This is a genomic window from Candidatus Zixiibacteriota bacterium (assembly GCA_022865345.1).
Classification (GTDB): Bacteria; Zixibacteria; MSB-5A5; order MSB-5A5; family RBG-16-43-9; genus RBG-16-43-9.
In genome coordinates, this window is sequence record JALHSU010000085.1 from 17,281 (window position 1) to 32,028 (window position 14,748).

The following is a 14,748-nucleotide window of genomic DNA, read 5'->3' on the forward strand; positions in this document are numbered from 1 at the left end:
GTAGAGACGCATTCTATGCGTCTCTACCACAAAATCACTTGACAAAACCACCATAAAAGAGTAAAATCTTTTAAGCCCATTTCACAAAAAGGGGAATTGGATGAAGGTTTTAAAGTGGCTTTTTGAACAAGTTTTCCTTCGTTTCATAATAGCCTTTATAGCTGGTGTCATAGCAATTCTAATATTTCTCCCGGAATTTCCTGTTTACTACTGGGCATTCCTTACTGAGATATATACAATATCCATTCTAATTATTTTATTAATCATAGGTTTTGCTTTTTATGGCTTGCATAGAGAGAAGTTAAGTGAAAATAGAGAAAGATTAAAAAAGAGACTGAGAGAAAAAGAAGAAAGATTAAGGAAATTATTAGAAGGTTTTAAACGTAGTTTTCCAGTTTATAAACCTATTTATGATTTGAAAAACTACCCGGAGGCTGAAAAAGAATACAGAACCGTTATTAAGATTAACCCGGTTGATGCAGAGGCACACAGCAATCTGGGCATTCTACTTTATTCTTTGAAAAACTACTCGGAGGCTGAAAAGGAATACAGAACCGCTATTAAGATTAACCCGTATTATGTAGAGGTATACAACAATCTGGGCAATTTACTTTCTGATTTGAAAAACTACCCGGAGGCTGAAAAGGAATATCGAACCGTTATTAAGATTAACCCGGGTCATGCAGACGCACACAACAATCTGGGCATTCTACTTTATGATTTGAAAAACTACCCAGAGGCTGAAAAAGAATATCGAATTGCTGTTAAGATTAACCCGGATTATGTAGAGGCACACAACAATCTGGGCATTCTACTTGCTGATTTGAAGAACTTCCCTGAGGCTGAAAAAGAATATCGAACCGCTATTAAGATTAACCCGGATTATGTAGAGGCACACAATAATCTAGGCGTTCTACTTTATGATTTGAAAAACTACCCAGAGGCTGAAAAAGAATATCGAATTGCTATTAAGATTAACCCGGATCATTCAAAGGCACACTACAATCTGGGCATTCTACTTTATGATTTGAAAAACTACCTGGAGGCTGAAAAAGAATATCGAACCGCTATTAAGATTAACCCGGATGATGCAGAGGTATATGCGAACCTTGGACTTCTTTATATTGAGATGGGTAAAAAAGAGGAGGCAAAAAAGGAATTACAGAAAGCAAAAGAGCTTTTTAAGAAACAGGGCAGAGAGGAGGATGTAATAAAAATAGAGGATATTTTGAAGGATTTGGGATAACAGTAGCCCGCCTTGCCCTCAAGGCGGGATATTTTTTGTAGGGACAGAACATTGTTCTGTCCTAACGCGGAAAAAAGTAGAGACGCATGACTATGCGTCTCTACAAATTCTACAAACTTCCTCGTCCGGCGTGATCTCGGACGCTACGTAACCTCTGTTGGTCTGGAGACCAACAGAGAGCAGTAAATAAGATAATTAATAATGTCATTGCGAGGAGGTCATCTGACCGACGAAGCAATCCGTCTCGTATGAAGTCGAGGGATTGCTTCGTCCCCTACGGGGACTCGCAATGACAATATGAAAATTATTTTATTATCTTCGGCTCGACTAAAATCGATTTCATCTTTTCGACTTTGACCAGGCCGGGTGGAGCATTTTTTGACTTTTTCACATATTTGGCCAAGGTATAAATCACAGTTACTTTTCTGGAAGACTTCGCCTGGCTGTAATAGGCGGCTAACGATGCGGCCTGCTGGATGGCTTTTGGCGTAGGATATTTTTTTCTCTCACCCTTTTTCAAGACCACGTGAGAGCCGGGTACGTTCTGGGCATGAAACCACAGGTCATCCGGTTTGGCTATTTTAAAGGTCAGAAAATCGTTTTCCTTATTGTTTCTCCCCACTAAGATTTTAAACCCATCTGCGGAGATAAATTCGCGAGGGGAATATCTCCCTTTTCTCTTTTCTTTCTTCTTTGGTCTGAGAACTTTCAACAAACCAAGAGAGGTAAGCTCAGATTCGATTTTTTCTAAATTAACCTTCTCTTTTCTCAGCAGGTCAGACTCGATTTTGCTTAAATGCTTTAGCTGGCTTTCAGTCACAGCGATTCTCTGGTTGAGCTTTGTAATTCCGGTCTGGGCTTTCTGGTATTTTTTAAAGTAGGCTTCGGCATTCTTTTTCGGCGATAAAGAAGGGTCGAGTGAAAGTCTTATCTTCTTGTGTTCCTCGGTGGAATAGTCAGTTAACTCGATATATTCGGCACCTCTCTTAATCTCTGATAGATGATTCAGGAGCAAATCTCCATATTTCTTGTAGGCCTGAGCATCCTCCAGAGAAGAAAGCTCTTTTTTCAATTTTTCTTCGGTTTTTTTCAATTTCTCAATTCCGTTTCGAGTCACAGAAATCAGAGTTTGTAGTTTTCTGCCTTCCTGGCTTGCTTCGATCTCCAGAGAAAAAAGTTTCTGTAGTGCCTGGTTTAAATTGTCAAATGAAATCTTTTGCTCTTCAGGAATTGAATTTAAGTCAAACAAGGATATCCCTATAGGTTTTTGTTCGGAATCCAAAATCAGATGTGGAGAGATCTCATTTGCAGGAATCCGGTCAAGTACCGATTTGAAGCCTTTCCAGAGATGCTCCAGAGGCAAAGGTTTTAAAGGGAAAACACCGACTGATTCTTCCACTATTTTCTCAGCCAAAAGCGCGTCTATTCCCATAAAATGTGAGGTCAAAACCTGAAGCAGGTTTTCTTCCGGATGATCCAGGATTATCTTCTTGAACTCCTCCTCTGGAGTTGCATAAGGATTATGTTTTCTGGGCGCGGGAGGCAAAAGATATTTTATCCCTGGCAATATCTGGCGGAATCTGCTCTGGGCAGGTCTTACTCTTCTCAGGGCATCCTGGATCAAGCCGGACTCTCTAAAGGCAAGAATGGCATTGGCATTTCTTCCGGTAAGCTCAAAGTATAGCTCGAATTCGATTTTATCAAATTCCGTATCTTTCTGGCAAGAGAACTTTATCACCCGGTCGAAATCGACCTGCTCGATATTCAAGATGGTTGCGTCCAGAAGTTGTGAAAACAGGGGTGTTATACCCCATTCCAGAAAAGCTTTGGATTCCTCCTCTGTCAAACTGACTATCCGGCACAGTAGAGGGTCGGCTGAAAACAGAATTGCTTTTGATCCTCTCTCTTTGCGAGTCAGAATCACAAGCTCTCTCTGGTCAGGGGAAAGACGGAGCTCCTTGATCTTGAAAGAAATGAAGTTCTCTTTAAGCTCGGGAATTAAGGCACAGATTATGGAAGAATTTATCAGCATAAGCATTAAGAAAGTTCTTCGCAGGAGTAATGTATCAACTATTAGTGAAGTGTCAAGTTTAAAGAACGGTTCCCCTGCAAATGGTAATCCCATCTTCACCCAAGATGGGATTGGTAACACAGTATTAGTAAGTCAGACATTCCTGTGGCTACGAGCCAGCCCGCCCTTCGGGCGCCAGGCTTAGCTCTCTGACCGAACAGACAAGGATGTCTGTTCTACCGGGCCCGACTTGCGGACAAGGCGGGTTTACCGATTTCTCTAGGGCGAGGTAACCTCGCCCCTACTGTAAAAAGAAGAAGTTGACATTAGCTCAAATGGAGTTATATTAAATTTCAAAGACTTAATGCGAAAAGGAGGCATTATGGCTGAGGAAAGAAGTTTGGCAGAGCTGAAAGACAGGGTCAAAAAATTAGGGGAGTATCTTTGACCTGGGTGAGAAGAATAAAAAACTATCCGAACTGGAAAAAGTGACGCACGAGCCTGATTTCTGGAAGGATAATGAGAAAGCCCAGTCGATTTTAAGAGAGATCACCTCCATAAAGAAATGGAATGAGAGATGGGAAAAACTCTCAAAGGATCTGGAAGAGGTACAGGTTTTAGACGAGCTTTCCCTGGAGGATGACACACTTAAGCCAGAGCGCGAAAAAGAGCTAGAAAAATTAGAAGGAGAGATAAAGGATTTCGAGTTCTCAACTATTTTATCTGGAGAGGATGACCCTAAGAATGCGCTTTTGACAATCCATTCAGGCGCAGGAGGAACAGAGTCTCAGGATTGGGCACAGATGCTCCTGCGGATGTATTTAAGATGGATAGAGAGAAAGGGGTTTAAGGGGGATGTCATAGACCTGCAGGCAGGCGAAGAAGCAGGGATAAAAAGTGTCACGGTCGAAGTTAAGGGCGAATACGCTTTCGGTTTTTTAAAGGCGGAAAGCGGGGTTCACCGGTTAGTAAGAATTTCTCCTTTTGATGCCAACAAAAGAAGACATACCTCGTTTGCCTCGGTTTTCATCTATCCGGAAATAGAAGACAATCTCACAGTCGAAATGAAAGAGGACGACCTGCGAATCGATACTTTCAGAGCATCTGGGCACGGCGGACAACACGTGAATAAAACCTCCTCAGCGGTGAGGATAACTCATCTTCCGAGCGGAATCGTGGTGCAATGTCAATCTGAAAGGTCCCAGTTCCAGAACAAAGAAAATGCTATGAAGGTGCTGAAATCGCGCCTGTACCAGTTATATAAGGAAAAAGAGGAAGAGAAACTTGCGGAGATGGAAAAAAAGAAAAAGAAGATCGAATGGGGAAGCCAGATCCGCTCCTATGTTTTTCATCCTTACATCTTGGTCAAGGACCACCGCACTGGCCTGGAGACAGGTAACGGACAGGCAGTTATGGATGGGGAGATAGATGATTTCATCCGGGCATATTTGAGCCAGTCAAAGGAATCAGACAATAAGGTAAAAAGTAATTCCAAGTCAAAAACCAAAGACGAGGTCAAGGGCTAACGCTGGTAAATAGATGGTTAAGATTAATTACATAATCACATTCTTGCTCTTAAGTTGCAGTCTGGGATATTCGGAGCAGAACAAAGTTAAGATAGTTTCGTGCGATGATTATTATTGCACGCAACTGGCAACAGGTGAACAGCATAAGATAGTCAAGCAGGTTGACTGGGGACTTAACAAGTTGACCCTTTCTCCGGATGAAAAATATGTAGCTTACACTACAAGCAACTGGTTGGGGTTTGAGAACGAAGGGAGGGATGTTTTTTACTGTAAAGTGGACGGGAGTGAAAGGATGTTTCTACATAAATTTCAGATTTGTGTACATACCCTGCTATGGGAATCTTCTGATAGTAGAAGCTACATTTTTGTCGTACCTAAAAACTGTGGGATTGGCGGGCAGATCCAGGTGATCGACTGGCAGTCAAAGAATGTGGTTTTTACTTGTGCAGGGGATAGCCTTGGAGAAATTCCAGGAACAGACTGTTATGAGGTATATTACAATGGTAATCCACCTTGGGCGGCAAGACAAAGGATTTGCTTACACGATTTAGAAGCTATAAAAAAACCTGATAGTCTCAATATGAGATTTTTTATTGGTTGGGGAAATTGGGATATATATATCTCCACTCAAAGAGATCAGATTTTGAGATTTAACGAGCTCGCGAAATCGACAAGAGAACAAGAACAATCACTTAGGAATGTTATGTTTAGAGAACAGTTTGCACACTCCAAAATCATCTCTGACGCAAAGGATAATGTCATCGTTTTCTTTAGCAACGACAAAACTTCCGGTTTCTTTGGTGTGGTCGATACTGAGAACAAGAAGTTACTGTTGTTTGATAAATCAAATAGCCTTAGATTTTCGGCCCCTACATGGTCTCCTGACGGTAAGCGATTAGCGGTGTTGAGAACCAGCGATTGGGACAGGTATTTCGATTTTTATGAGATCGATGATAAAGGGGAGATGAATCTGATTAAGACTTACAGGGTCGAGACTGACAGGGCACTTTCTGATTTCAGGTGGTCGGATGATTCAAAGAAGTTTTATTATTCTTATCTTTTTTCCAACTATCAAAAAGTCCAGGTTGAGGTAGAGCTAGAGGATAAATAAGGTTTTAAAGGAGTTATCTTGTGCTCTGCTGGAGCTGTAAAAAAGAGATAGAGGTTCCGCAAAAGATAAGCCGCAAGGATGCCTGCCCTAACTGCGGGGTGGATTTAAAGTGCTGTTATAACTGCCAGCTTTATGACAAGGATGCTTTTCATCAGTGTCACGAGACTGAAGCTGAATGGGTGAGGTATAAGGAGAAAGGTAATTTCTGCGAGTTTTTCGAGCCGGGAACAAGGCCGGTTAAGTCTGCGGACGATGAGCCTCAGACAAAAGAAAACCTGAAGAGGAAGTGGGATTCTCTTTTCAGAGACGAAGGGTGAACATCCTTTAACTGGACAGTCATCTCTCTAAACCAAAGATTAGAAAATACTGACAAACTAACAAACTCTAAACAGTCAAACTTCCAAAAGGAGCGGTATGGATATCATTAAAAGGATCAGGGATAAAGCTAAAGCCAAACACAAAAGGGTGGTTCTGCCAGAGGGGACCGAGGAGCGGATGATTAAAGCCGCAAAGGAGATTGTCTCCGAAAAGATAGCTGAAGTCATGCTGTTAGGGGAGAAGAAAAGAATAGAGGAGTTAAGCAAAGCCTCAGGACTTGACGTGGGACTGGTTAAAGTAGTTGATCCTGTGACTTCTTCAGAATCCGGGGAGTATGCTGCAGAGTATCACCGGCTCAGAGAAAAAAAGGGCATGACCGGGGAGGAAGCCAGGCAGTGCATGCTGAATCCGTTATTCTACGGGGCGATGATGGTGAGGAAAAATGAGGTGGATGGGTTTGTAGCAGGTTCGGTCAATACCACCGGGGACGTTTTAAGAGCAGGATTGCACATAATCGGATTGGCTCCGGGGATAAACGTGGTCTCCAGCTCATTTATAATGGTGGTGCCGGAGTTCTTAGGGGTAAAAGACAAGATCTTCGTATTCGGCGATTGCGCAGTTATGCCTAATCCAGACCCGAAGCAGTTAGCCTCAATTGCTCTGTCCTGCGCCAGAACAATGCGGGAGCTGGTTGGGGATGAGCCAAAAATAGCAATGCTGTCTTTCTCCACCAAAGGGAGTGCTCAGCATGAGATGATCGATAAAGTCTTGGAGGCAACCAAAATCGCCAGAGAACAGGACCCGAATCTGAAAATCGATGGGGAGCTGCAGGTAGATGCAGCTATTATTCCTAAAGTTGCTCAGAAGAAATGCGCGGACAGCATTCTGTGCGGAGAAGCCAATGTCTTGATTTTCCCGGATCTAAATGCGGGGAATATAGCCTATAAGTTAGTCCAGAGATTAGCTAAGGCTGAGGCAATTGGCCCTATCATTCAGGGCTTAGCCAAGCCGGCAAATGACCTATCCAGAGGATGCAGTGTAGATGATATCGTGAATGTGGTGGCGATTGCGATGTGCCTGGCGTAAAAAAAGCAGGTAGCAGGTAGCTCAGGAAAAGCAGGGGCGATCCTTGTGGTCGCCCGATGGGTGGATGGAGAAGGATTTGAAGATAGAATCCCACTTAAGCTCAAGGTAGGTTAGATGTCCACCCTGGAGGTTGAGGAATAAGGTGGTCATTGCGAGTCCGCCAAAGGCGAGACGAAGCAATCCTTATACTTTGCACAGATTGCTTTGTCGTCTCCCGCAAAATGCAGGGAGACTCCTCGCAATGACAGAGCGTGGAAGCGGTAGACCCACCTTGCCCACAAGGTGGGTCTAATTGAGCGAGATTTATGAAGATCAAAACTATTTTCATTGCCGGGATTATCCAGGGGTCTAGAAAGGGAAAGGTTCTGCATAATCAGGATTACAGAAAAGATTTAAAAAGAATCCTGAATAATTATTTTCCTGAAGCCAGAATAATCGACCCGGTTGCGGTACACCCTGAATCGGTCTATTATACTTTTGAGACTGGAAAGAAGGTTTTTCATAATTCGATAAAACAGGCGATTTCCTCCGACTTAGTCATCGCCTACCTGCCGGAAGCCAGCATGGGTACTGCGATCGAGATGTGGGAATGTCACCGGAAAAAAGTCCCGGTCTGGACGATCTCGCCCCTGCGGGAAAACTGGGTGGTAAAATTTCTTTCGAAAAAGGTGTTTTCTTCTTTAAATGATTTTGAAAGTTATTTGAAAAGAATGTAAGGGAAGGCTTTAGCCTTCAAATTTTAGTTAGGGGCACAGCATGCTGTGCCCCTACAGCTTAGCTACATGTTGGCTTTCAATTGTCCGCAGGCGGCCTGGATGTCTTCTCCTTTGCTTCTGCGCAAGGTCACGGCTGGAGCTCTGGGATACAAAATATCCCGGAACTTCATTAGAGTCTCTTCATCCGGCTTTTTATAAGGGTATTCTTTTATTGGATTATAAGGGATGAGGTTTATCTTGCAGGGGATTCCTCGGATGAGCTTTGCCAGCTTCAAAGCCTGTTCCTCAGAGTCATTTACGTCTTTTATCAAAACATATTCAAAGGTTATGCGGGTATCATTTTTTTTAGCATAACATTTCAAAACCTCTAAAACTTCGGATAGAGGATATTTTTTGGTAATGGGCATAAGTTTTCTCCTCAGCTCATCATCCGGGGCATTCAAGGATAGGGCTAATTTTATCTTCAACCCTTCATCAGCCAATTGGCGAATCCCTGGAATGATCCCGGAGGTGGAAACGGTAATCCTTTTAGCGGAAATAGATAGACCGATCTCTGATTGAATAATCCTGATTGCCTTAACGGTATTTTCATAATTTAATAAAGGCTCTCCCATGCCCATTATCACCACATTGGTTATTTTTTCATCTTCGTTCAGGTAAGCCCTGACAGCGATTATCTGGTCAACGATTTCGCCGGCAGAAAGATTTCTTTCAAAACCTGATTTTCCAGTGGCGCAGAAAATACAGCTTAAAGTACAGCCAACCTGGGTGGAGATGCAGACGGTAACCCGGTTTTTTTCCCTCATCAGCACCGTTTCGATTCTTTTGCCATCAAAAAGCTCAAATAGGAATTTTTCCGTCTGGTCGAGCTTAGATACCTGTTTTCTTATCAGCTTAAGCTTTCCGATATAGGCGACTTCTGACAATTTCCGCCTGAGTTCTTTAGACAGGTCAGTCATCTGCTCAAAATCTGTTACCCTTTTGTTATAAATCCACTTGGCTAACTGCTTAGCCTTGTACTTTTTCTCCCTCAGCTTGTCCAGAAAGCTCTCTAACTCTTCTATCCAGAGACCTTTTAAATTGAGTTTTTCCATATTTGGGAAATTTGGAAGCCAACCCATACGGGCAAACCGTAAGTTATTTTCTTGTCATCCTGAGTCCGAAGGATGAAGGATCTAAAGATTCTTCGTCCCCTTCGGGGACTCAGAATGACCACAAGTAACACAATAATCCCGCCTTGCCCTCAAGGCGGGATAAATTATCAGGCACTCCGTCATTTCAAAAATATGACAATTCTTATCAAAAACAAAGAAAAATCTCTTTTTGATTTATGTCCAGCAACTATGTCCTTACTAAAAAAATGCAAAAAATTAAAAAAATAGTTGACAAACAGAGATCGCTTACGTATATATATTCAGATAATTCTGATTAATCAGTATTATCAATGTATGCTGATTATTTAAAACTGAGGAGGTGAGGAGATTGGTGAAAAAAGGTAAAAACAAAGCATGTTGTGAGCCTGTGGATAAAATGGGCTGCTGCCAGGTTGAGTCGTTAATCAGCGTGGATGAGCGTGGGCAGATGGTGCTTCCCAAGGAGATAAGGGACAAGGCAAAGATCAAGCCCGGGGATAAATTTGCAGTGATAAGCTGGAAAAAAGACGGTGAGATCTGCTGTATCTCACTGGTTAGTGCCGGAGAGTTAGGCCAGATGGTAAAAAGTCTGCTCGGACCCATGGCAAAGGAGATACTTCAAAAATAGAAAGACTGGCACGAAAAGGGGATTCTACTTGAATAACCAATAAAAAGAAAGGAGAAAGAAAATGAAACAGGAAAAGATTAAAAAGGCAGTAAGAGAGGGGTATGCAAAAATCGCTAAAAAGGAAGCCTCCTGCTGCTCTCCGGTAAAATCTTGCTGCGGAGGAGATAATCCATCAGAGAGCATAAGCAAGTCTATCGGTTATACTGACGAGGAGCTTAAAGGTGTTCCAGAAGGCGCAAACTTAGGCTTGGGGTGCGGGAATCCGGTTGCCCTGGCATCCCTGAAACAAGGGGAGATCGTGCTTGACCTGGGCTCTGGTCCAGGATTGGATTGTTTCCTGGCGGCTAACAAAGTCGGCAAGACCGGCAAAGTGGTCGGCGTGGATATGACCCCGGAGATGATCGAGAAAGCAAGGGAAAACGCCAGGAAGGGCAAGTACGGAAACGTTGAGTTCAGATTGGGAGAGATCGAAAATCTTCCAGTAGCGGACAACTTCGTAAATGCAGTTATCTCAAACTGCGTGATCAACCTGGTGCCGGACAAAAAAAGGGTCTTCAGGGAGACTTTCAGGGTTTTAAAACCCGGGGGCAGGCTGATGATTTCGGACCTGGTTTTGCTTAAAGAGCTTCCGGATTTCATTAAGAACTCGGTTGAGGCATATATTGGCTGTCTTTCCGGGGCGATAATGAAAGATGATTACCTGAATGCCATAAAAGCAGCAGGTTTCAGGGAAGTCAAAATAATCGATGAGACCTCTTTTCCAATTGAGCTTATGGCTAGTGACTCGACTGCAAAAGCGTTAATCGAAGAGATGAAAATCCCTATGGAAAAGCTGAAAGATGTTGCCCGGTCGGTTGTCAGCATAAAAGTTCAGGGGATAAAACCTGAATAAAAGACTGAGGTTTCAGAAAACCTCCATATCCTGACCCAGGTTGAGGACAACCTGGGTCTACCAGGTATGTTAGGTCAAACATTCCTGTCTGACCTAACAGGCAGGGATGCGTGTTCCACTAATGGTAGTCCCACCTTGTCCTCAAGGTGGGGACTAAAAGCTTCTGTTATTTTGGGTTTGACAGAATCTGAAGTTAAAGTTATGTTAGCGAAGAAGCCGATGAATCGGCTGACTTCAAGATAAAACAGTAGCTGATAAATCAGCTAACTACAAAAGGAGGTCAGAACGAAGATAACATTTTTGGGAGCAGCTAAGTCGGTTACTGGCTCGATGCACATACTGGAGTCGAATGGCAAGAAAATCTTGATCGACTGCGGGCTTTTCCAGGGAAGAAGGGAGGAGTCAAACCAGAGAAACAGGAATCTTCCTTTTGAGCCTGGGGGCATAGAACGGGTGGTGTTAGGGCATGCTCATCTGGACCATTCCGGGAATATTCCCACTCTGGTAAAAAATGGATATCAGAATACAATTTACTCCACCTTTGCCACCAGAGATTTATGCCTGGCAATGCTCAAAGATTCAGCTCACCTGCAGGAAAAAGATGCTGAATATCTGAATAAGAAGAATGAGAAAAGGTCATTCCCAACTGTGACTTCTCTTTATACTGTGGAAGAGGCTGAAAGGTCCTTGGAGCTTTTTAAAGGGGTAGGATATAACAGATCCTTCTATGCGACCTCAAATGTCCGGGTAACTTTTCACGATGCTGGGCATGTGCTGGGTTCTGCGCTCACATTTATGGAAATCTTCGAAAACGGGAGGAAGGTCAGACTGCTATATGCGGTCGACTTAGGCAGAAAAAATCTACCCATATTAAGAGATCCAGTCCAGGTGAAAGATGTAGATTATCTTATACTCGAAAGTACCTACGGGAACCACCTGCATGATGATTTCAGCACCACATCTGATAAATTAGCTTCGGTAATAAATCAAGCCTATCAGAGGGGAGGGAAGATACTGGTCCCGGCATTCGCCTTAGAGAGAACCCAGGAACTAATCTATTTACTGTACCTTCTGGAAAAAGAAGGCAGGATACCAAAATTCCCGGTCTATGTGGACAGCCCTCTGGCGGTCAACATAACTGAAATTTTCAAGCTTCATCCCGAATGTTTTGACAAGGAAACCAAAGCTCTTTTGGAAAAAGAGGAAGACCCGTTCGGTCTAAAACGGATCACTTACATAACTGAATCAGAGGATTCAAAAAAATTGAATAATCTTCAGGAACCCTGTATGATAATCGCGGGCTCAGGGATGTGCGAAGGCGGGAGGATACTGCATCACCTTAAAAATAATATCGAAGATCCAAAAAATACCATCCTGGTCGTGGGTTACATGGCTGAAAATACCTTGGGCAGAAAGATCGCGGAAAAATATCCTAAGGTCAGAATATTCGGTGAAGAATACAGCCTTAAATCCGAGGTTGAGGTACTTCACTCCTTTTCAGCTCATGCGGACAGAAATGAGCTTCTGCAGTATGTGGAGCAAGCGAAAAAAAATCTGAGAGGAATTTTTCTGGTGCACGGTGAGGAAAAAGAAAGCCAAGCCTTAAAAAAATCGATCGAAGGTCTGGGAATTCAAAACGTGACAATACCGGATAGGGGTGAGGAGATAACTCTTTAGCACAAAAGCTCTTGAAAGATGGGATGAAGTTTGGCAGATTCCATGCTCCTTATGGATGTGATCATCCACAAGAGAAAAGCTGGCGAGGATGATAACATCCTCGCCGAGCGAAAATTTTAGGGCTAAAGATATTGACAAATTAAGTCGAAAATAAAAAGGAGGATGGTTTGAAAATCGGGTTTGTGCAGTTTTGTCCGATCTTTGGCAAAAAAGAGGAAAATCTCGAAAGGGTAGAAAAGCTTATCCAGAAAGAAGAAGCAAACCTTCTGGTTCTGCCTGAGCTTTTTAATACCGGGTATATTTTCGCAGATAAAGAAGAGCTGGAGAGCTTAGCAGAGAAGATTCCTGAAGGAGAAACCAGCAGATTCTTACTTGAGCTTTCCAGGCAGAGAAAGATGAGCCTGGTATTCGGCATAGCGGAGAAAGACAAGGATAAAATTTACAACTCCGCAGTTCTGCTTACGCCTGAAGGGGTAAAGGGAATCTATCGCAAGCTCCACCTGTTCGATCAGGAGAAATTCCTTTTCGATCCGGGTGAGAATGAGCCAGAGGTTTTTGATGATGGAAAAGCGAAAATAGGGATGATGGTCTGCTTTGACTGGCTTTTCCCGGAAGTGGCAAGGGTCTTAGCCTTAAAGGGTGCGGAGATAATCTGCCACCCTTCGGATTTGATTCTACCCTACGCCCAGGAGGCAATGAGAATCAGAAGTCTGGAGAACAGGGTTTTCACCATAACCTGTAACCGAACCGGTGAAGAAAGCAGAAGAGGCAGGAAACTTTCCTTTACCGGAAGAAGCCAGATAACCGATACACGGGGGAATATTCTCCTGAGAGCAAGCCAGGATAGAGATGAAATCGGGTATGTGGAGATCGATCCTCTTTTAGCCAGAGACAAAAAGTTCACTGAAAATAACTTTATTTTTGATGATCGAAGGCCAGAGTTTTATAAAAGGCTTTTAACCAAGTAAAATCAGGGGGGAGTATGAATTTGACAAAGAACCCATCACCGATTGGCTCAACTAGGCTGGAGAAGAAGACCAAAAGCGGCAAGATTCTGGTAATAGATGACGAGGCTGAGATCACCGAGATAGTCGAGACGTTTCTCAAGGATGCCGGGTATCAGGTTCTGGTGGAGAATTCCAGCGTAATGGGGATAGAAAGGGCTAAAAGCTTCAGGCCGGACCTGATACTTTTAGATATAATGATGCCTTTTATGGACGGGTATGAGGTATGCGAAGAACTGAAGAAAAACAAGGAGACAGAAAATATCCCGGTAATCTTCCTCACCGGCAAGGATGCCAGATCAGATGAAGGAAAAAGCTTCAAGGCAGGCGGGGACATGTTCATCAAAAAACCGTTTAACTGTGAACGGCTTTTGGAGATAGTGCGGATTGTGCTTTTGAGTATAAATAAATAAAGATATAGATTTAAGAACGAAAGGTCCAAAAAAGGATCCCGCCAAAAAGCGGGATTTTTTTATTCAGAATTATTATGGTTCATAGCCACTTTAGTGGCGTCTTTTGTTGACTTGGTCTTCTCCTGAGAGGAGAGGTAAATTCGTAGCGCGACCCTTTCAGGGTCGCATTGCGAGGCTGAAAGCCTCGCGCTACATACCTCAGCTCACGGCAAAGCCCTCTCCTAAGAGGAGAGGGAACACTTTCTCTCGGCAAGGATGTTGTTATCCTCGCCCATTTTTATCTTGTGAATATAAGAAAGGTTGGGGAAACCCATAGCGCGACCCTTTCAGGGTCGCAGAGATTTGTAGAGACGCATCGAATGCGTCTCTATTCTTATGACCTAACCCTCTCCTAAGAGGAGAGGGAAATACTATAACTCAAAGAGCTATGCTATCACACCCTTCGCTTTCATCTTGTGGATGATAACATCCACAATGAGCATAACTAATTCGTTTTTTGATTTTTTTCGTATTATATATGGTTTTTTTTGAAAAAATTACCAAAAAGTCTCAAAAAAGGTATTGACAGATTAAGGGTTTGTGCTTATGATAAATCAGAAGGAACGGAGAAGCCGGTGAGGCGGAAAGGAAGATGATCGAAAAGAAAGCAGTCAGCACCAAAAGCAAGATCGTTATCGTCCCTTTGGGGGATGTGGATTACGGGCTGATAAATAAATTAGCTACCGCGCTGGTTTCGGTTTTCAACGCGGGAGTGGACATCCTGCAGGGGATAAGAATCCCGGCTGAGGCATATAACCGAAACAGGGGACAGTATTATTCCACAGTCATACTCAACAAATTAGAGCTTTTGAAAGCTAATCCACGGGAAAAGGTTTTAGGGGTTATAGATGAAGATCTTTACGTTCCTTCTTTAAATTTTGTCTTCGGTGAAGCTGACCCTTTAAGCAAGGTGGCGATTATCTCTCTCCAGCGGCTTAAACAGGAAAA

At 43.1% G+C, this 14,748-nt stretch carries 14 protein-coding genes; 12 read left to right on the forward strand and 2 right to left on the reverse strand.

Translation table 11 applies throughout. The features are described 5' to 3' along the window. Positions 1-100 precede the first annotated feature (100 nt). Entirely contained in the window at positions 101-1,246 is a 1,146-nt protein-coding gene (locus MUP17_03750) for a tetratricopeptide repeat protein (GenBank protein MCJ7458088.1), read from the forward strand. A gap of 304 nt (positions 1,247-1,550) precedes the next feature. Here MUP17_03750 and MUP17_03755 read toward each other — a convergent pair whose 3' ends face one another. Beyond that, positions 1,551-3,284, reverse strand: a complete 1,734-nt coding sequence (locus MUP17_03755) for an NFACT family protein (protein ID MCJ7458089.1) — start codon at positions 3,282-3,284, stop codon at positions 1,551-1,553. Positions 3,285-3,639: 355 nt separating this feature from the next. Here MUP17_03755 and prfB point away from each other — a divergent pair. The 5 genes from prfB to MUP17_03780 all read left to right on the forward strand — a co-directional run bounded on the left by prfB (position 3,640) and on the right by MUP17_03780 (position 8,014). Beyond that, a protein-coding gene (gene prfB / locus MUP17_03760) for a peptide chain release factor 2 (protein MCJ7458090.1) occupies positions 3,640-4,783 on the forward strand; the annotation gives its coding sequence in 2 pieces (ribosomal slippage) (positions 3,640-3,702 and positions 3,704-4,783; 1,143 coding nt in all). A 13-nt stretch (positions 4,784-4,796) separates the two neighbouring features. Then, a complete protein-coding gene (locus MUP17_03765; protein MCJ7458091.1) occupies positions 4,797-5,894 on the forward strand; it encodes a hypothetical protein in 1,098 nt (365 codons plus the stop codon). A 20-nt stretch (positions 5,895-5,914) separates the two neighbouring features. After that, entirely contained in the window at positions 5,915-6,211 is a 297-nt protein-coding gene (locus MUP17_03770) for a hypothetical protein (protein MCJ7458092.1), read from the forward strand. Between the two features lie 97 nt (positions 6,212-6,308). Then, positions 6,309-7,298 (forward strand): phosphate acetyltransferase, encoded by a 990-nt coding sequence (gene pta / locus MUP17_03775; protein ID MCJ7458093.1) that lies wholly within the window; start codon positions 6,309-6,311, stop codon positions 7,296-7,298. A 305-nt stretch (positions 7,299-7,603) separates the two neighbouring features. Then, the gene (locus tag MUP17_03780) at positions 7,604-8,014 is read left to right on the forward strand and encodes a hypothetical protein (GenBank protein MCJ7458094.1); all 411 of its coding nucleotides are present in this window, start codon (positions 7,604-7,606) and stop codon (positions 8,012-8,014) included. Between the two features lie 62 nt (positions 8,015-8,076). Here the strand turns inward: MUP17_03780 and rlmN are convergent, their stop codons facing one another. After that, positions 8,077-9,135 carry a 23S rRNA (adenine(2503)-C(2))-methyltransferase RlmN gene (rlmN, locus tag MUP17_03785; GenBank protein ID MCJ7458095.1) on the reverse strand — a complete coding sequence of 353 codons (1,059 nt, stop codon included), beginning with the start codon at positions 9,133-9,135 and terminating at the stop codon, positions 8,077-8,079. 409 nt (positions 9,136-9,544) lie between these two features. Between rlmN and MUP17_03790 the strand changes: the two genes are divergently transcribed. From MUP17_03790 to MUP17_03815, 6 genes are all read left to right on the forward strand, one after another. Continuing rightward, entirely contained in the window at positions 9,545-9,775 is a 231-nt protein-coding gene (locus MUP17_03790) for an AbrB/MazE/SpoVT family DNA-binding domain-containing protein (protein MCJ7458096.1), read from the forward strand. Between the two features lie 61 nt (positions 9,776-9,836). After that, positions 9,837-10,667 carry an arsenite methyltransferase gene (locus MUP17_03795; GenBank protein ID MCJ7458097.1) on the forward strand — a complete coding sequence of 277 codons (831 nt, stop codon included), beginning with the start codon at positions 9,837-9,839 and terminating at the stop codon, positions 10,665-10,667. 300 nt (positions 10,668-10,967) lie between these two features. Beyond that, the gene (locus MUP17_03800; protein ID MCJ7458098.1) at positions 10,968-12,344 is read left to right on the forward strand and encodes an MBL fold metallo-hydrolase; all 1,377 of its coding nucleotides are present in this window, start codon (positions 10,968-10,970) and stop codon (positions 12,342-12,344) included. A gap of 167 nt (positions 12,345-12,511) precedes the next feature. After that, positions 12,512-13,312 (forward strand): acyltransferase, encoded by an 801-nt coding sequence (locus MUP17_03805; GenBank protein ID MCJ7458099.1) that lies wholly within the window; start codon positions 12,512-12,514, stop codon positions 13,310-13,312. 14 nt (positions 13,313-13,326) lie between these two features. Next, entirely contained in the window at positions 13,327-13,761 is a 435-nt protein-coding gene (locus tag MUP17_03810) for a response regulator (GenBank protein MCJ7458100.1), read from the forward strand. A gap of 631 nt (positions 13,762-14,392) precedes the next feature. Beyond that, positions 14,393-14,748: hypothetical protein (locus MUP17_03815; GenBank protein ID MCJ7458101.1), on the forward strand; the 356-nt coding region annotated here is incomplete at its 3' end.

Excerpts from the sequence above, each read along its gene's own strand:
- MUP17_03795 (MCJ7458097.1), top strand. The coding sequence starts at position 9,837 with ATGAAACAGGAAAAGATTAAAAAGGCAGTAAGAGAGGGGTATGCAAAA.
- MUP17_03810 (MCJ7458100.1), top strand. The coding sequence starts at position 13,327 with ATGAATTTGACAAAGAACCCATCACCGATTGGCTCAACTAGGCTGGAG.
- pta (MCJ7458093.1), top strand. The coding sequence starts at position 6,309 with ATGGATATCATTAAAAGGATCAGGGATAAAGCTAAAGCCAAACACAAA.
- MUP17_03765 (MCJ7458091.1), top strand. The coding sequence starts at position 4,797 with ATGGTTAAGATTAATTACATAATCACATTCTTGCTCTTAAGTTGCAGT.
- rlmN (MCJ7458095.1), bottom strand. The coding sequence starts at position 9,135 with ATGGGTTGGCTTCCAAATTTCCCAAATATGGAAAAACTCAATTTAAAA.
- MUP17_03790 (MCJ7458096.1), top strand. The coding sequence starts at position 9,545 with ATGGGCTGCTGCCAGGTTGAGTCGTTAATCAGCGTGGATGAGCGTGGG.
- MUP17_03750 (MCJ7458088.1), top strand. The coding sequence starts at position 101 with ATGAAGGTTTTAAAGTGGCTTTTTGAACAAGTTTTCCTTCGTTTCATA.
- MUP17_03780 (MCJ7458094.1), top strand. The coding sequence starts at position 7,604 with ATGAAGATCAAAACTATTTTCATTGCCGGGATTATCCAGGGGTCTAGA.
- MUP17_03755 (MCJ7458089.1), bottom strand. The coding sequence starts at position 3,284 with ATGCTTATGCTGATAAATTCTTCCATAATCTGTGCCTTAATTCCCGAG.